The 18394-nt window shown below is 34.9% G+C and carries 17 protein-coding genes; 5 read left to right on the top strand and 12 right to left on the bottom strand.

Annotation, left to right across the window (positions count from 1 at the left end; translation table 11 throughout):
• Window positions 1-11 precede the first annotated feature (11 nt).
• From LC095_RS20640 to LC095_RS20630, 3 genes are all read right to left on the bottom strand, one after another.
• Window positions 12-1307, bottom strand: a complete 1296-nt coding sequence (locus LC095_RS20640; RefSeq protein ID WP_026559882.1) for a TRAP transporter large permease — start codon at window positions 1305-1307, stop codon at window positions 12-14.
• 48 nt (window positions 1308-1355) lie between these two features.
• On the bottom strand, window positions 1356-1835 hold the full coding sequence (locus LC095_RS20635; protein ID WP_226529962.1) for a TRAP transporter small permease: 480 nt from the start codon (window positions 1833-1835) through the stop codon (window positions 1356-1358).
• 93 nt (window positions 1836-1928) lie between these two features.
• Complete coding sequence (locus LC095_RS20630; RefSeq protein WP_226529961.1) at window positions 1929-2960, bottom strand: TRAP transporter substrate-binding protein; 1032 nt, start codon at window positions 2958-2960, stop codon at window positions 1929-1931.
• Window positions 2961-3344: 384 nt separating this feature from the next.
• On the opposite strand from LC095_RS20630, the gene LC095_RS20625 reads away from it, so the two are divergent.
• Window positions 3345-4343: a LacI family DNA-binding transcriptional regulator gene (locus LC095_RS20625; protein ID WP_226529960.1), complete on the top strand. Its 999-nt coding sequence runs from the start codon at window positions 3345-3347 to the stop codon at window positions 4341-4343.
• Window positions 4344-4411: 68 nt separating this feature from the next.
• Here the strand turns inward: LC095_RS20625 and LC095_RS20620 are convergent, their stop codons facing one another.
• Together LC095_RS20620 and glpK are read right to left on the bottom strand one after the other, a co-directional pair.
• Entirely contained in the window at window positions 4412-6091 is a 1680-nt protein-coding gene (locus LC095_RS20620; RefSeq protein WP_226529959.1) for a glycerol-3-phosphate dehydrogenase/oxidase, read from the bottom strand.
• 159 nt (window positions 6092-6250) lie between these two features.
• Window positions 6251-7738 (bottom strand): glycerol kinase GlpK, encoded by a 1488-nt coding sequence (gene glpK, locus LC095_RS20615; RefSeq protein ID WP_226529958.1) that lies wholly within the window; start codon window positions 7736-7738, stop codon window positions 6251-6253.
• 512 nt (window positions 7739-8250) lie between these two features.
• On the opposite strand from glpK, the gene LC095_RS20610 reads away from it, so the two are divergent.
• From LC095_RS20610 to LC095_RS20595, 4 genes are all read left to right on the top strand, one after another.
• On the top strand, window positions 8251-8868 hold the full coding sequence (locus LC095_RS20610) for a type II CAAX prenyl endopeptidase Rce1 family protein (protein WP_226529957.1): 618 nt from the start codon (window positions 8251-8253) through the stop codon (window positions 8866-8868).
• A gap of 343 nt (window positions 8869-9211) precedes the next feature.
• The gene (comX, locus tag LC095_RS20605; protein WP_226529956.1) at window positions 9212-9367 is read left to right on the top strand and encodes a competence pheromone ComX; all 156 of its coding nucleotides are present in this window, start codon (window positions 9212-9214) and stop codon (window positions 9365-9367) included.
• Between the two features lie 131 nt (window positions 9368-9498).
• The gene (locus LC095_RS20600; RefSeq protein ID WP_226529955.1) at window positions 9499-11616 is read left to right on the top strand and encodes a sensor histidine kinase; all 2118 of its coding nucleotides are present in this window, start codon (window positions 9499-9501) and stop codon (window positions 11614-11616) included.
• A 162-nt stretch (window positions 11617-11778) separates the two neighbouring features.
• The gene (locus LC095_RS20595; RefSeq protein WP_226529954.1) at window positions 11779-12438 is read left to right on the top strand and encodes a response regulator transcription factor; all 660 of its coding nucleotides are present in this window, start codon (window positions 11779-11781) and stop codon (window positions 12436-12438) included.
• A gap of 96 nt (window positions 12439-12534) precedes the next feature.
• On the opposite strand, the gene LC095_RS20590 is transcribed toward LC095_RS20595, so the two are convergent.
• Genes LC095_RS20590 through LC095_RS20560 form a run of 7 tightly spaced genes read right to left on the bottom strand, consistent with a single transcriptional unit; the run spans window position 12535 to window position 18393 of the window.
• Window positions 12535-13233 (bottom strand): 4'-phosphopantetheinyl transferase family protein, encoded by a 699-nt coding sequence (locus LC095_RS20590; RefSeq protein WP_226529953.1) that lies wholly within the window; start codon window positions 13231-13233, stop codon window positions 12535-12537.
• 6 nt (window positions 13234-13239) lie between these two features.
• Window positions 13240-13677 carry a 3-hydroxyacyl-ACP dehydratase FabZ gene (gene fabZ / locus LC095_RS20585; RefSeq protein ID WP_226529952.1) on the bottom strand — a complete coding sequence of 146 codons (438 nt, stop codon included), beginning with the start codon at window positions 13675-13677 and terminating at the stop codon, window positions 13240-13242.
• Window positions 13674-14459, bottom strand: a complete 786-nt coding sequence (locus LC095_RS20580) for a PIG-L deacetylase family protein (RefSeq protein WP_226529951.1) — start codon at window positions 14457-14459, stop codon at window positions 13674-13676. The genes fabZ and LC095_RS20580 overlap by 4 nt, the downstream gene beginning before the upstream one ends.
• Before the next feature lie 9 nt (window positions 14460-14468).
• Window positions 14469-15392: a glycosyltransferase family 2 protein gene (locus LC095_RS20575; RefSeq protein ID WP_226529950.1), complete on the bottom strand. Its 924-nt coding sequence runs from the start codon at window positions 15390-15392 to the stop codon at window positions 14469-14471.
• Window positions 15393-15398: 6 nt separating this feature from the next.
• Window positions 15399-16442 carry an ABC transporter permease gene (locus tag LC095_RS20570; protein WP_226529949.1) on the bottom strand — a complete coding sequence of 348 codons (1044 nt, stop codon included), beginning with the start codon at window positions 16440-16442 and terminating at the stop codon, window positions 15399-15401.
• Window positions 16442-17344 carry an ABC transporter ATP-binding protein gene (locus tag LC095_RS20565; protein ID WP_226529948.1) on the bottom strand — a complete coding sequence of 301 codons (903 nt, stop codon included), beginning with the start codon at window positions 17342-17344 and terminating at the stop codon, window positions 16442-16444. The genes LC095_RS20570 and LC095_RS20565 overlap by 1 nt, the downstream gene beginning before the upstream one ends.
• 14 nt (window positions 17345-17358) lie before the next feature.
• Complete coding sequence (locus LC095_RS20560) at window positions 17359-18393, bottom strand: BtrH N-terminal domain-containing protein (protein ID WP_226529947.1); 1035 nt, start codon at window positions 18391-18393, stop codon at window positions 17359-17361.
• Window position 18394: the final 1 nt, after the last annotated feature.

Here is an 18394-nt window from a genome sequence, read left to right as displayed (position 1 = left end):
AAACTAGAACATTAATAGCCAAGTAATCTTGGTAACACCATACTAATTTCCGGTATATACGTAACAAGAAGCAAGACGATAATGATCACAATATAGAATGGTATAAGTGGTTTAATAACATCTTCCAGATCTAAATTTGCAATACTTGCCCCCACGAACAACGCACTTCCTACAGGAGGTGTAATATTTCCAATACTCAAGTTCATGATTAACATAACTCCAAAATGAATCGGATCCATTCCAAAGCTCGTTGCAATCGGTAAGAAAATTGGTGTGAAAATAAGAACGGCTGGAGTAATATCCATGAATGTCCCGATAATTAACAAGAATATATTTATGATTAATAGAACTATAATTGGGTTATCTGAAATCCCCATAATAATTTCACTTATTGCCGTAGGTATGCCGGTAAATGCCATAACCCAGGACATTATTGAAGATGCTGCAACAAGAAGCATAATAACAGCTGTAATTTCAACTGTTTCCATGATGATTCTCGGCATGTCTGAAATCTTTACTGTACGGTAAATTAACGCTAATAAAAACGTATATGCAACAGCTACAGCTGCAGCTTCAGTCGCAGTGAAAATACCACCTAAGATTCCACCTATTACGATAACTATTAACAATAAACTTGGAATTGCATCTAAAAATGTTTTAAACGCTACTTTAAAAGACACTCTTTCTGATACAGGGTAATTTCTTCGTTTCGCAATAATAAAACCAACAACCATACATGCTAAACCCCATAAAATCCCTGGAATATATCCTGCAATAAACAGAGCAGCTACAGAAGTTCCACCACTTACCAGAGAATAGATAATCAATGCCCCACTTGGAGGAATAATAAGACCAGTTGGTGCAGATGCAATATTTACAGCAGCTGAGAATTTAGGGTCATACCCTTCTTTCTTTTGTAGCGGTCCAATTGTTCCGCCGATTGCTGCCGCTGCTGCTACAGAAGAACCGGAAAGAGATCCAAATAACATATTCCCTAACACGTTTGCATGACCTAGAGACCCCGGCATTCTACCAACAAGCACTTTCGCAAAATTGATGAGGCGCTCAGCAATTCCACCATTATTCATTAAGATCCCAGAAAGAATAAAAAAGGGAACAGCCAGCAACGTAAAACTATCCAGTCCTGTTACAATTTTTTGTGATGCCGTAAATATTGCCATGTCCCAAGGCAAAACCGAAACAATTGCAGCCATTGAAGAAATGACAATACTTACAGAAATAGGCACACTTAAAACAAGCATGAGTAAAAATACAATAATTAAGACAAGCCCCGCCTGTAATGCCATGAATGCTCACTCCTTTTTTCCTATATACCTAAAAGTTGTCGTTACGATCTATTCACCTACGACTGTGTTATTTGTTTTCGTAAAGTAATCCTTTATATGAAGGATTAAATAAAATAAAAATAGCACACCTGAAACGATAAGACTTAAATATAAATATTGCATCGGCATTCCCAATGCTGATGAAACTTGACCAACTGCATTTTGATAAGCTTTTGTTCCACCGAATAGAAGAATAACCGCAATGAAAACAAGCACAAACGCTTCAACAAGCAAGTTAAGGTAAAGTTGATATTTCTCAGGTACTTTCCGTGCAACAAACACAACAGCTAAATGTTTCTTTTTTCCGTATGCATAAGCTGAACCAACCATTGTCAGCCAAATAAGAGAATATCGTAAAAACTCCTCTGATACTGTACTAGGAGAATTCAATACAAAACGAGTAAATACTTGCCAACAAGCCACTAAAACCATAACGATCATTAAGGAGCATGTTAAAAATGCTGTCACCTTATCCACTATTTTTCTCATCAGATCGTCACCTTCTCTTTCAATATTTTGATAGGCCTCTTATTTCTGATTATAAACTTGCCAGAAATTTAAGAGGCCTATTGTCTTCACCATCTATTTAAGATAGCTTTGAAAATCATCAAAGTATTTTGCATTGTTTTCATTTTCTGCTTTGTATGTTTCATGTAATGGCGCCGCAGCATCAATGAATGCTTTTTTATCAATCTTGTAGAATGTTACACCCATTTCTTCTGAAGCTTTGATTGAATCTTCAACTGCTTTTTGCCATACATCTTTATGACTTTCAGATGATGCTTTTGCCGCATCTTGAATTGCTTTTTGCTGTTCTTCTGATAACTTGTCCCACATGTTAGTGCTTACAATTAATACATCCGGTACATATTGGTGTTCTGTATATGTGTAGGCTTTGGCAACTTCTCCATGTTTGTTGTTTGTTAATGCCGTTTCATTATTTTCAGCCCCATCAATAACACCTTGTTGCAGAGAAGTATAAACTTCACCAAATGACATTGGAGTTGGAGCTCCACCCATTGCTTCGATCATAGAAATCGATGTCGGACTTTCTTGTACACGAATTTTCATACCTTTCATATCTGCAGGTGATTCAACTTTTTTATCAGCTGTATAGATACTGCGTTGACCTCCATCATACCAGCCAATAGCAACAAACCCTTGATCTTTAGTACCTTGGAAAATCTCTTGCACAGCTTCACTATTATCCATCACTTCATGATAGTGTTCTCTACTTTGGAAAATATATGGAAGTGAGAAGATTGCATAGTTAGAATCAAACGCTTCCAATGCACTCGCACTTACTTTTGCCATGTCAAGTGTTCCTGACTTTACAAGCTCAATTACATCACGTTCTTGACCAAGTTGGCCATTTGGGAATATTTCAACTTTAACACTTCCATCTGAATTTTCCTCAGATAGTTTCGAAAACTCCATTAATGATGTATGAACAGGATGATCTTCTGGTTGATTATGCGCTAATCGTAATGAAACAGATTTTGCACCATCACCTTCTGCGTTACTTTCACCTGAACTATTTGATCCACATGCAGCTAATAAAGATAACGATAGAATACTAGTTGCAGCAATTGAAAATATTTTTTTCATTTTCATAGATATTTCCCCCTAGCTTTCATATTTAATGTCTAAAAATTTGACTGTCTGTAATCCTTTTCAACTACTTCCAAAAAATATTTGTTATAGAAGAAATCCTTACCCCTAAAAAAACGTTTTCACTTTATAGATATAAAGGGTTTTCATTCCTTTTAGAACAAATATAACAACGTTGTTATTACATAAACTATGCTACATGATGAAAACCCTTTTTTCAAGTGTTTTTCGACAAAAAATTTATGAAAATATTATTGAAAGCGTTTGACATTTCTCTTTACACCTGTGAAAATATGAATATATATTTTAAATTTGTGATTATTAATAACAACATTAGCAAACGTTGTTATTAAAGGATAAAAATAAATCTATAGTTGGTGAATTCTCATGACAATAACAATAAAGGATATTGCAAAACAAGTGGGTGTTAGTTACTCAACCGTATCGAAGGCTCTAAATAATAGTCCGCTTGTCAAACAGGAAACAAAGGATAAAATTATTAAATTAGCAGAAGAGATGGGCTATGAACCAAATTATGCGGCTCAAAGTCTTGTCTCAAAACAATCAAGGGTAATCGGCTTAATTTGGCCAACTTTAGAACGAGTCGCCCCTTCTACTTTAATTACAAAGATTAATGAAGAAATTAGTAAACATAACTATTCAATGATCCTATCAATTAACTCAATTGAAGAATCAATAGAAATGTTTAAACGATTCCAAGTAGATGGAGTCATCATCTTTAATAGAGATAACTTTGAAATGCCAAAAACCTTTCCAATGCCTGTTGTGACTTATGGTGTTAATAAAAATAAGTCTATCCCGGTAATTGATGTGAATTATAGAGAAGCCATGCAAACAGCTGTTGAATACCTATATCACCTTGGGCATGAAAACATTGCTTTTCTCGGAGACTTTTCTTTTATCGATGAAAGACAAGTTGAAAAATATTACGGTTTTCAGCAAGCTATGGAAAATTTTAATTTAAAATTAAATAGTCACAATTTAATCAATACCGGCGGACTTGATTGGTATGATGGCTACATGGCCACAAATCGACTTTTAAGCTCACCGTTTCAGCCAACAGCTATTATCGGAACAAGTTATGACATCAGTGCAGGGATTGTACGTTCTTTAAGACAAGCGAATTATATTCTCCCTAAGGATATGTCTGTGATAAGCTATGATAATATTCCGCAAATGGAAAATTTGGAAGTTCCATTAACAAGCGTTGGAGTACCAGTTGAAGAAATCGCCCAAAACATGGTGCAAACGTTGTTAAACTATATTAAGAATCCAGATACAGTTCCACTTAGTCAAACATTAACACCAAAAATTAATGAAAGAACTTCCTGTGCCAGAGCTGGAAATTTTCAATTAGGTCAATAAGAGAGAAGATGATTCCAGAAAGAAAAACCGGAATCATCTTTTTTCTTTTCGAGCATTTCAAGTAATCATTAATAATTTGAAACACCTGCGTTGCCGGAATCATGTCCTGTTGCAGCCTCAATTGCTACTTCAAGTTCAGCTGAGAACCTCTTGTTTTGGATATCCGTCCATCCAAATCGATCACACATATATCGACAAACATCAGCTTTCCACTTTCTAACTGAATCTATATCAAATAACAGGTTTCCAGTTCTTCTAAAATAAAAATCAACTGGCGTAGCTGCCATCTCACATTCAATTGCATAAATCAACTTCGCAAGTACAACTAATGGAAGTCCATACTTACTCGCTTCGTCTTTCTTTTCACGAAGTAATTCAAAGACATCTGAAACATTTGAACCGTAAAATGACGCAAGATGTAGTGCCTCTTCTTTTGATAATCCAATATTTACTCCTCTTGCTGCTGCATCTTGAACAAACTTTTCGAATTTTTTCGAGCCTCCAACATCTCCGCCGGAAATCGGCAACTTCAAAGTTTGACACCCTTTAAAGGTTCTTCCCTCTTCTGATTGAAATTTCTGAGCAACAACATCCACAATCGTTTCTGCCATTTTTCTATAACCAGTTAATTTCCCGCCGGCAATTGTGATGAGGCCTGATTCAGATTCCCAAATCTCATCTTTACGTGAAATCTCTGAAGGGTCCTTCCCTTCTTCCAGAATAAGGGGACGTACCCCAGCCCAAGAAGATTCCACATCCTTTCTTGTTGCCTTTACTTCAGGAAACATAAAATTAATAGCATCAATAATGTAATCAACATCCTCCTGAGTAATTTCCGGTGAAACAGGATCATCATGATAGAATGTATCCGTTGTTCCAACGTAGGTTTTACCATTTCTAGGTATAGCGAATATCATTCTTTTGTCTTCTTTTGTATCGAAATAAATTGCTTGCTTTAACGGGAAGCGGGACTGATCGATGACGATATGAACACCTTTTGATAAGATCAAACCCTTCCCTTTTTTCGATCCGTCTTTTTCCCTTAAACCATCTACCCATGGTCCTGTGGCATTAATCACTTTTTTAGCTCGAATTTCATATATTTCACCAGTTAACTGGTCTTCAACTACGACTCCTATTACTTTACCTGCTTCATAGAGAAAATCTTTAACTTTTGCATAATTTATTGCTTTTGTTCCTTTGTTCACTGCTGCTTTTAAAACTTCAATCGTTAGCCTTGCATCATCTGTACGATATTCAACATAGTAACCGCCACCCTTTAACCCTTCTTTTTTAATCAAAGGTTCTCTCTCTAGCGTTTCTCCTACATTAAACATAACTCTTCGTTCACTTTTTTTCACGCCTGCCAGAAAGTCATATACTCTTAGCCCAATTGATGTCATAAATTTACCAAAATTTCCTCCTTCATAAAAAGGAAGTAACATCCACTCTGGTGTTGTTACATGTGGACCATTTTCATAAACAATCGCTCTTTCCTTCCCAACTTCTGCTACTACTTTAAAGTCCAGCTGTTTTAAATATCTTAATCCTCCGTGTACCAGCTTTGTAGAACGGCTGGATGTACCTGCAGCAAAGTCCTGCATGTCTACTAGAGCTGTCGTCATTCCACGAGTTGTTGCATCCAGCGCAATTCCTGCCCCTGTAATACCGCCGCCGATAACTAATATATCAAAAGACTTCTCTGTTAATTCAGTAATAATTTCGTTTCTATTCAAGTTAGATAACATTTATTTTCCCTCCTTATGGACGTAAAAAAGAGACCACGAACAACATTATCCAAAAATAGATAATGTGTCGTGGTCTCTCCGTTTCTCAATACCGTTTATTAACTTGTTTATAGTATAACAGATTTATTTCTATTTGTGTATCTTTACTTACATTTATTATTAAAATGCCATTGCCGCTTGAACTGCCCTTTTCCAGCCATCGTATAACTCATCACGTTTTTCTTGTGCCATATTTGGCTCAAATTGTTGATCTACAGCCCACTGTGATTCAATTTCTTTTTGGCTCTCCCAATAACCTACAGCCAATCCAGCAAGGTATGCTGCACCAAGTGCTGTTGTTTCATTGATAACTGGTCTTTCTACCAAAACATTTAACAAATCACTTTGAAATTCTAATAGAAAGTTATTTTTGACAACTCCTCCATCAACCCGGAGTGTTTTTAACTCAATACCTGAATCAACTTCCATAATTGATAATACATCTTTCGTTTGATAAGCAAGTGATTCAATCGTTGCCCTTACAAAGTGCTCTTTACTTGTTCCGCGTGTTAGTCCAAAAACAGATCCCCGTACTTCACTGTTCCAGTATGGTGTACCTAGGCCAACGAAGGCCGGAACCACATAAACACCATCAGTTGAGTCCACTCTTCTTGCATATTTCTCACTATCACTTGCTGAATTTAACATTCTCATACCGTCTTTTAGCCATTGAATTGCTGCCCCTGCAATAAAAATACTACCTTCAAGTGCATACTCGACTTTGCCGTTTATTCCCCAAGCGATAGTAGTTAATAACCCATGTTCAGATTCAACAGCTTTTTCACCTGTATTCATCAGCATAAAACAACCTGTTCCATATGTGCTTTTCCCCATCCCCTTTTCAAAGCAAGCTTGTCCAAACATTGCCGCTTGTTGATCTCCCGCTGCTCCTGCGATAGGAATTTCTTCACCAAAGAAATGATATCCAACTGTATGTGCGTAAATTTCAGAGGAGGATCGAACCTCCGGCAGCATTGTGGATGGGACATTTAGTATTTCCAATAATTCTTCATCCCATTTCAACTCATGAATATTAAACATTAACGTTCTTGAAGCATTACTAAAATCTGTTACATGTGCTTTTCCACCGGATAACTTCCAAATGAGCCAAGTGTCAATTGTACCGAATAACAATTTTCCCTCTTCAGCTTTCCTTCTCGCCCCTTCTACATTGTCCAGTATCCACTTAACTTTTGTACCGGAGAAATAAGGATCAATTAATAGCCCTGTTTTTTTCCGAATTGTCTGCTCATAGCCACCTTGCATAAGCTCTTCACAAATTCCACTTGTTTGTCTAGACTGCCAAACAATCGCATGATAAACAGGTGCTCCTGTCTCTTTATCCCACACAACCGTTGTTTCACGTTGATTCGTAATTCCTATTCCTTCTATTTGTTCAGCTCTTATATTTGATTCTGATAAGGCAGTAGCTATTACAGCAAGAACTGAACCCCAGATCTCATTGGCATTATGCTCAACCCAACCAGAATGCGGGAAATATTGTTTGAATTCCTTTTGGGCCGTATGAACAATTTCACCCTTTTTATTAAATATTATCGCCCTTGAGCTTGTTGTACCTTGATCTAATGATAAGATGTATGTTTCCATCGATATTCCTCCTGCAATCTAAGTGAATATTTATCTCACGGAGTTACAATTCATTAGAAAAACTAAGACTAATCTCCATGTCCTAATGGCGAAAACCTTAGTTTTTCTTTTTCTTATACTATCATCAAAAATTTTAGCCTTACTGAAAGTATAAAAAAAGAAGATTCGGCAGAAAACACCTTATTTTGGCATTTGTCTGTGAATCTCCTAATCTCCGTCACACTTATTAACTTATATAAAATTATATCCCGATTATGGAAACGATGTCAATTAATTTTACACCTATAACATCTAACTAGTTATACAATGGAAAAATTAGATTTTAACAAATTGTTCAATTTTTATATCCTTAAAGGTTACTTCGTCGCATTGTCATATTGTTAATATTTGTATACGATTAAATAGTTCATAAACAACAGTTGAGTAGACGGTGAAAATTCATTTATATTAATGCAGAAAAGTAGGTGATTTTTATTCTGTTAAACAGTAAAAGTAATAGGTTGTTTGTCTTAATGTCTCCACTATTAATCATTGCCTTGATTCACATCATTGTTACCTTCAGCAATTCCTATTTTCCCCAATACTCTTGGGTGATAACAGCTTTGTTATATTGGGGTTTACTTGGAATGATGATCAGTAAGTTTGTTTCTCTCAGTATCATAAAGGATTGGTTAAAAAAACCACGTTTTAGAAAGAAGTGGTTAACCATCGGGATATTGATTGGTATTTTCCCTATAGCCGGTATCCTCATTCCTAATTACACATTAATTATAGAGTATCCTACAATTGCAGTTTTTGTACTACTATTTGCTCTAATTAACCCATGGATAGAACAAGGTTATTGGAGAGGATTATTATTAGATGCCGGTAAAGATTTCCCTACTTGGGTAATTATCTTATACTCTAGCCTTCTTTTCTCTCTAAGTCATTTCTTTTTATGGGGAATCTTTTCAATTGGAAATCGATCACTTCAATTATTAATTGTACTCTTTATAATGAGTATTGTTTGGTCAATTATTCGATTTAAAACCAACAGTTTACGCTGGCCATTATATTCTCATTTTCTAGTCGATCTCGGCAATTTATCTGTGTTTGTGTTTTTAAATCTGTATGTTCCTCCTTCTATGTAAAAAGTAAATCATCATTAACGGTTTAGCTGTCTATAGACAGCTATTTTTATAGGTAACATATAGTACTTTATAACTATTTTTGGATTATTTTGTAAAAATAATGTAAAAATTCATCATATTATATCCAATTTATGAGAAAAGTAATGTATCATTTATTTCGCAGATAAAAAAAGGGATACTTTAGAAGGGCGTGATAAAAAAAATAGGCTAATAGATATGTTATTTCACGGGTAAGAAGATTTATTTTTAATACATTTGACTGACTGTAGAAAAAGTAACAAAAGAATGAAGAACTTATAAAATCATTGCAATTATCCTATTTTATAATCAATGGAGGAAACCAATGGATATTATTATCAACTATCTGATTGAAAACCCTGATATTTTAGAAAAAGTTCAAAACGGAACCGCTTCTCTACTTGGTGTAACCGAAGATGAAAAGAGTGCAATATTAACTTCCTTTAAAGATTTAAACCTACAGTCTTATTTTTGGAGATAAGTTAAAATATGCCTCATTCAAAAACTAAATACTTTGTCTTTAGCATAATCGTCTTTAGTTTCCTATATTTATCATTTGTCATTTTTGAATACCCACTAATAGGAATAAAGGCGTTACCTATTAATAACCATATGTGCAAAGTCACAGATGTCCACGATTTTAGCTGGGCTAGTCACCATAACATCACAAAAGATTCATTAATACAGTGCAAAAAAGCTATACATACCATGGAAGATGAGTTTAAGATAGAAAAAATTGATTCCTTAGAAATCATAATTTCTAATAAAGCTGTAAAAAACATGGAAGTTTCATATGGTGATATGCCAATAACTTTCATTTTTTATAGCTTTTTCCCTATTATCTACTTCCTTATATGTGCTGTTATAGCCATAAAGATACTCATAAAAAAAAGAAAACAAAATGAACTTATCGTATACTTACTCTTAGCAATGAGTATGTCTTATCTAAGCGGATGGGTTTCTGCTCGTGATGATATTTTTGGTATCTTTATATGTACTTTATCCTTATTATTAATTCCTATTTTATTGTTAAAATACTTTAGTACATTGTTGCATATGAAAGAACCTTCGAAATTTTTAAGTTTTCCAAAACTATTTCTTTTTGCAAGTGTGATTACAGCGATTGACTTTTTCTTCTATGAGTATCATCTTATAGCTCAAAGTCTTTCTCTCATTACTTTTAGTTTTCTCACAATTTATCTGATCGTGTATTTGATTCTTACATATAAGGACTATAAAAATAGTGTTCTATCGATAAGGGTTAAACAATTAGTTTGGTTTATCGTATTTTCCTTTGTACCATTTATATTTTTATTTGCCATTCCTAATTTGTTGTTATTTGATCCCATTTTATCTGGCGAAACGGCATCTTTGTTCTTATTACTCATCCCATTTTCTTTAGTTTATGTATCAGTGTCCAAAGTTTTTATCGATATTGATTTCATATTAAAGCAACTTCTTTATAATACACTCATTGCATTAGTTATAGGCTTGTTACTAAGCTTCCTTTATATCAAAAATAATAATAGCTCTATAAGTTTTTTTTTAGTTACACTTACTAGTACAGTTCTTATTTTATATTTAAGAGATTATCTTACACCTTTCCTTCATGACAAAAGATTACTGGAATTAAACAACAGTCTCTCGCGATATTCCAAAACGATAAGTCAAGCTAAGTCAGTTACTAGACTGATAGATCATTTGAAGGTTGAGTTAAAAAATGTCTTGAAAGTAACTGAAGTGCAGGAAGTTCTTTATCATTCATCCACTCGATACTTTTGCTCTGAAAGCTCGGTCAAATTGGAAAAATTACTAAAGTTGAAAAGAATTATATACAATCGATCTGTAAAGATAGGTGATTTATTACATATAAAACAAGGCTATGCTTTATTAGTTGCAAAAAACAGCAAAATCTATACCTTTGTCATTTTTTCGTATAAAAGAAACATATTGAAGATTAATAAAGAAGAAAGAAAGTGGTTAAACACATTAGCCTTACAAACTAATTTATTAGTAGAGAGTTTTATGAAAACTAATGATGTTTTAAATGAGTTGGAGTCGAGTGATAGTAGGAGTCAATCACCCACTATTTCAAAATTAATATTTTCCTTAGCAGAAAAAGAAAGAACAAAACTTTCTCAAGATATACATGATACGATACTGCAGGATTTAATCGCTTTAAAAAAAAGATTGGAGATAGCAGATAAAAAGCAGTATGAAAGCCAGGAATTTTTCAATTCTATTCAGGAGGCAGTATCCACTCAAATCAGAATTGCCAGAGAGACCTGTTATAATTTAAAACCACCATTTTTAAACGAACTGGGATTAATTGATTGCTTAAACATACTCTTTAGTAAGGCTGAAGAAACTAGTAGATTTAAAATTGATTTTCATTTTGATAGATATTTTATTCTCAATAGTCTTAACGAAGAATTAACTATAAACATATACAGAATTATTCAAGAGTTGATCACAAATGCAAAAAAACATTCTCATGCAAACTATATTCATGTAAGAATGACGATGAATCAATATCACTTAAACCTTTTATATGAAGATGATGGTGTAGGAATAAAAAGTGAAAACAGAAATGGTAATCATTTTGGACTTTCGAGTATTAAAGAAAGAGTTAAAAGCATTAATGGGGAATATTATTTAAATTCTGCCCCTAACGAAGGGACGATCATTAGAATTAAAATCAAAAGGGAAGAAATAGACGTTCACTTTTAAAGGCGTGTAACGTACTGAAGAACTTTGCTAATCGCCAAGTTGGAATGGCGAAAGCTTAGTTTTTCTTATCTATCTTCAAAAAAATCTTATACTTTCTAACCGTGTCATGAAGAAAATATCATTGACCCACAATAAAAACTAATTCCAAAGGGAAAGATTACTATGATAAAGGTACTTTTAATTGATGACCATGTGTCTGTAGCACAAGGAACAAAGGCACTTTTAGAACAAGATACTAACTACCAGGTTACTATTAGCTCTTCAATCAATCATATTTTCAACTTAATACAGGAGATAGAATTTGATATTTATTTGATTGATTTACATATGCCAGAATTAAATGGTATTGAGATATCAAAAAAAATATTAGAGGATACTCCTCAAGCAAAAGTGATTATTTATACTGGTTTTGAAATAGACCTGCATTTTAATCTCATTACTAAAACACGAATTTCTGGATTTATTAGTAAGACTGCTTCACGAGAACAAATTATCAATACAATTGAATGTGTTCTTCGAGGTGAAACGATTATTCCTCTTGATTTGTTTTGGCAACTGCGGAGATCAACATATAAATATGAGCCCACAAATACTAAAGACCAAAGCCTCAGAGATATTACACTTAGTGAAAGAGAACAGGATATCTTGTTAGCAGTGTCAAAAGGATACACGAATCGTGAAATATCTGATAGACTCCTTATTAGTCAGCGCTCTGTTGAATATGCATTAACAGGTGTGTTCAGTAAACTTGAAGTTAAATCCAGAACAGAGGCTCTTATGAAAGCAAAGAAGTTTAAACTCCTTTCATTCATTGATGTTTAAAGTCAACATACTCAAGTAGCTATTCATCTCTTAAACGGCATGAGCATAAGAGTTTCTCATGCCGTTCTTTACTTGGAAATGGAATAAAATTCTCAATTATGAAAGCCTGACTGCGCTCTTGTACAAAATCTCTATATCCGTAATTTCTATTTGATTAGGAAAACCAGATGACTTTGAACAGATTGCAAGTGGGTATCTATCATCAAGTAAATATTGTTTAAACCAAAACAACTCATTTTTAATTGTAGCTTGTACAGGTAATCCTCCATTCCCGACTGCTTGTATAACAGAATAAGAAGATAGCGGCTCATAAAAGCCCATCCCTATTGCTTTTATATAGCTTTCCTTTAATGTCCATACTTCAAAAAAACGCCTTAATCTCTCCTCACTATTACCAACCAATATATAATTCCGCTCATTTATTTGTAAAAAAGAGGAATACCTTTCAATAGCAATTGTTTTTAGATGTTCAATATCTATACCAACTTTTTGCTTACTTATCGCTGCAACAATCCAGTTTCCTGAATGTGAGAGATTAAAATGTAAGAGTTCTTTATGTTGAAGAAAAGGCTTTCCCTTATCATCTATGCGAAGAATAATCTCTCTCCACTTGGTTCCCAAAACCTTCGACAACTGAAGCCGCAATAATACTCGAGCAACCAAAGTTCTGTATCTTGTATCGATATTCAACCTTTTTTGCACCATTTTCTGCTCATATTCTGGCAGCAGTCTTAATAGAGAATCCAAATGTATAGAGTTGATATCAGAGGGTAGTTTCACGGCAACAATTTCCATTTTTTTCTATCGCTCTTCAAGTTTAAAATAATACGTTACCTCTGCACGGGCAACAATGATATCATCAACAGTCCCTGTTAAATTTACTTTCGCATAATTTTTGGTTTGTTGAATAAATTCAGCTTCAGTTTGAAGTCGATCTCCCGGCTTAACAAACTTAATAAACTTCGCTTTATTCACCGCAGCAAGATACCCTTCTGTCTTTTCACCAAACATCATGGCTCCTACTTGTGCCATAGATTCAATAATAAGTACTCCTGGAAAAATAGGCTCTTCTGGAAAATGACCTGCAAAATACGGTTCATTGATTGAAATATTCTTATAGCCGACAACCCTCTTAAGCGGCTCTACTTCTAAAATGCGGTCCACTAATAAAAAGGGATACCTTTGTCGGAGTCTTGTTTTAATTTCTGATATGTCCATTTGCATAGTAGTCGTTATCAACACTGTTCCTCCTTAAATACACTATTATCTATATACGCCTCTATTTCTTGACAATACTTCAAACAAGGACACTGGTAAAATGCTTCCACATATTCAGTTTTTGGCAAAGGAAATAAAGAGACTCTATATTGGTTAATTCCGGACATCATTTTTATATAGGGAATTAATGACAATTGTGAAGGATATTCCTCCATTGCCTGCTGCTTTATATCATATTCATTTGTGATGTTAACAAAGACATTAGGTTCCAGAGGAGACCAGACCTCATACGCTAAAACATTCACGTCGAGTAAACCAGCATTTTGAAAAAACCCATCATCTGTACAAGCTGAATAAAATAAGAGATTTGTATAAAAATGGTCCCTATGCTTATCGCGGTAATGAGGAATGTAAATATAGTCTGGTTTAACGTCCAGTATTACTTTCCTAAGCTTGTTAATTAAACAACTATCAGGAACGAATTGACTGTCTTGTGCCTCAAGCATACTAAATTCTACATCCAGGACTTTACAGGCACGAATCACTTCCTTCTTACGTACATTAATTGTTTCTTCTGATGATTCCGATCTTGACCTACCGTTACTCCCATCTGTAATAAATACGATATGAACGGGATTATTTTTCCTTCGATGCTTAACAATAGAACCTCCTGCTCCAATTACTTCATCGTCAGCATGAGGGGCAATCACTAATACCCGTTTGCCTTCTTGAATTTTAAATATCCTTGGTCTCTTAAAATCCTGTATGAGTTGTTCAGCTTTCTTAATAAGTAAAGAGTTCATCTTTTCTTATCACCTTCCATTTGCTGTCACTTGTTTCGCTCTAATATGTTTATATGGCCTGAAATATATCTCTTCACTACAGTCTGTTAATGGCATGTTCATTGATCTCCGAAACAACGACTGTAATGAATCGTGACCGGAAACAAACTCTAAATAGGCACGAACTTCAGAATTATATTTCGATTTTTTGTGGAAATAAAGTAAATTTTCTACAAGTAGCGGTATATTAATTTTTTCCTTTGCCTTATCTAAATGACAACCATATATTGTGTCCAAGTAGTATATTTCTGTACCTGTCTCATTTAGACGGAATGCATATTCATGATCTTCGACGCCCCAACCTGTAAAATTTTCATCAAAAGGGCCGGCTTGTTTTAAAATCGATAGAGGGGCTGAGAAATTGGCAGCAGTTAGACATGGCCAACCAACCTTCTGTTCAGGATGCCAAATCTTAAAATATCGAGCCATGTTAACAAGAAGGTCTACTTTTTCTAGTTTTTTTAGTTGTTCTTTAGCGCCATCCTTTGTTTTTTGCTCCCTAAGCAATGAGACACATCTTTCTGTTTTATCAAAATGAATATTAAATAGATCCCCGAAGTAAATACCCGGATTCTTATTTTGAGCAGCTAACAGTTCTGTTAAATAGCCTGGACACAGCAAGATGTCACTATCAAGAAACAGCACATAGTTTGACTTTGCACGTTTTAAGCCATTATTCCTTGCCTGGCTTCTGCCTTTATTTCCTTGATGTACGACAGTTAACCACTTATAAGTCAGTTGATCAACATATTTAGCCGTTTCATCTATTGATCCATCATTAACAACTATGACCTCTGTTTCATCAATTCCCTCTTGTAAAGCTAGATGTTCCAGAGTGTGTCGCAAGCGATCAGCATGATTATATGTTGGAATAATAATAGTAAGCTCCGCCATTTTTCATCACTCCCATTTGAACAAAATACTACCTAAACCTAAACTTGATATTCCCCAAATAACAAGCAAGCCCACAGTAACCATTAATTGCATTCCTGAAATCTCTATTGCTAAAAAGAGATTACGAGTTGTTTCTACTAACGGTGTTAGTGGCAAAATATTAGCGAATTTTTGTAGCGGTTCTGGCATTGTTGACAACGGAAAGAAGATCCCGCAAATAAAGGCCATCGGAAAATTTATTGATTGCGAAAAAATATTTCCTGCCTCAGGAGACCTGAACATACTTGCAATTAATAAGCCCATGCTTAAAAAACAAATACCAGCGATAAAGGCAATCGGCAAGATTACGTACCAGTTTGATAGATCAATATTTGCTCGTAGAATAAACTTACCAACAAAAGTTAACAGCATCGCTGCTGCTATAACTAGTAGGATTCTGCTAAAGATATGACTTAAAATGATTTCACTTGCGGTGACCCCATTTGTTTTCAATCTTCTTAATGTTTGTGAATTCCGGTCAATTAAAAGGGTCGTTCCTCCAAACAAACCAATTTGCATAATTGTTAATACAATCATCCCAGGTAATATAAAATCAATTGGCCTTATCGTTTGAATATCTTCATATGGTACTGATTTAACATCAATGCTGGAATCAGCCTGTTTTATGACATTTGATAAAACTTCAACTAATTCCTGATCTTGTCCATCGCGATAATGTAACGAAATTCCCTTATCTTTTTCTGCCGTAATCGCCATTGCCAAATAGCCTCTGGTGAATTGCTCCACTGCCTCTTCAGGCTCTAAACCCGGATCCCATTCTGCATTTGGTACAGAGAGCAACTTATCTATAACTGGCGAATCTTTTGTATAGGATTCATCTGATACTATCACCAACTTACTTTGATTACCGACATTTGGAACGATAAATCCAAATAAAGTCGTTAAAATAAGTGGAAATGCTAAAAACCAGAACAAAGTCATCTTATCTCTTAAAATGAGCTTTAAATGTATGTGTGTTAAATGAATGAAACGGTTCCAAGACTTTTTCACTAATCTCTAAGCTCCTTTCCTGTTAAAAGTAGGAACAATTCTTCAAGGCCGGCATTTTTTAATTTAAGGGAGGTCACTTGCATTTGATTTTGCTCGGTAATTTGAAGCAGTCCGCTTAATGTTTCAGTAAATTGAGCGGTATGTATGATGGTGTCTGAGTCAGAAAAATGTATTGATTCATATTTAAGATCTTTTAATTCAGATTCAGTTATTCGTGGTTCTGTTGTCACTGTCAAGGTATGGCCATATGGGATTTTTTCTAATAAACCTACTGGCGTATCAAGGGCGATTAATCTCCCATGGTCAATGATAGCAATTCGATCACACAACTCTTCTGCTTCATCCATAAAATGAGTTGTCAAGATAACCGTTTTTCCTCGATCTTTTAATGACTGTATAACCCCCCATAGTGTTCGTCTGGACTGAGGGTCAAGTCCAACTGTCGGTTCATCCAAGATGACAATCTCGGGATCTGCTACTAACGCCAGACTCAACGAGAGCCTTTGTCTTTGACCACCAGATAAGTGCTTTACTTTTGTATCAAGTACCTGTTGAAGCTTTGTTAGCTCGATATATTCATCAAGAACATGACTTCTATTATGGAAATTTAAAAATAAAAGTAACGTTTCCTTTACAGTTAATTCCTTATATAAATCTGTTGATTGAAGTTGAACCCCTATACTTGATGTTGTATTCGGATGTGATGGAAAATCAGCGACTGTTACTTTCCCTCCATCAGCCTTCTTAAGTCCTGCGATAATTTCAATCGTTGTTGATTTACCAGCACCATTAGGACCTAAGAAACCGAATATTTCACCGCGATTAACCTGAAAGCTAATTTCATCGACAACCTTTTTATCTCCATATGACTTGGTTAATTTATCAACCTGTAATACATTCAAAATTCCCTTCCTCCTCAAAGCCAGCTTGATGAAAGATTGTGCAATTTCTGAAATTGTTCATATTCTCTTTTATAAATTTCATCAGTTAGTTGTTCATTATCCGGCGATCCAGAAAAAATCCCTTCGTTCGGATCAATACTTCCTACTCTTATACGTTCAGCTAATTCAGTCCATAATAACGAGATCTCCCGATAATGTTCACCAACATTAATTAGCTGCGGTTCATCCAGGATATGTCCTGCCTGCTTAAGGAATCTCGAAAACATCCTCCTAAAGGCGCTTTTTCCGGTTCCTCCAATTTCAAGTGCAATATAGGAAGAAAATGCAAGTTTTTTCCTTTTCTCTTCGTTCATAAGATATGGCCAATTTGGGACTTCTCTAAGGAAGGAACGCATTGCATCTATTCCGTGAAATTTATTCCAAGGAGTCAGCATACGATAAACATTAAGGTATATGCCTTTTCGTAAAGCTTGATCTAAATCAATAAATGTGTTTGGCACTGTAAATTCGTACCATAGATTCGATGCTGGAGAAATTCCACTATACGTCTTCCATGCTTTAAACAAATCCTCTACTGGCAGACTACGGGGTGTACCCCAAATATAATCGTAGACTTCAAGAGTACGTGTCACTTCTTCATAACCAGTAATAACTGCCTTATGTCCGCCATGTGTTGCATACTCGGGCCAATCTAACGTTCTACTCAGATAGCTTAACCTGCTTGTATCGAGATCTACTAATACAGGCTCCCCTCTTTCTAGAAGGGAGATGATTGATTGAAGTGCCTTTTCACTATTATGTTCTTGCTTTAATATTGCGTGCACTCCAAGAATTTCACATATATTTAACTCCAGATCGTCACTTCGTCCAAAAACCATAAATTGGTCCATATCTCTACCTCGTGCATAGGTAAATCCAAGTCCACCCCCAAGCCCAAAACATATTTCTTCCGAGAGTGCAATACCAAAATGGTTGAAAAGATTCATCATTGCTGTAGTAATACAATGAGTTCCCCTTTGATGGTGATAATCAAGCGATATCGATTTCATT

The organism is Metabacillus niabensis (assembly GCF_020524345.1).
Taxonomy (GTDB): domain Bacteria; phylum Bacillota; class Bacilli; order Bacillales; family Bacillaceae; genus Metabacillus; species Metabacillus niabensis_B.
The sequence above is the reverse complement of the archived record's forward strand: the minus strand, read 5'-3'. Positions and strand labels throughout refer to the sequence as shown.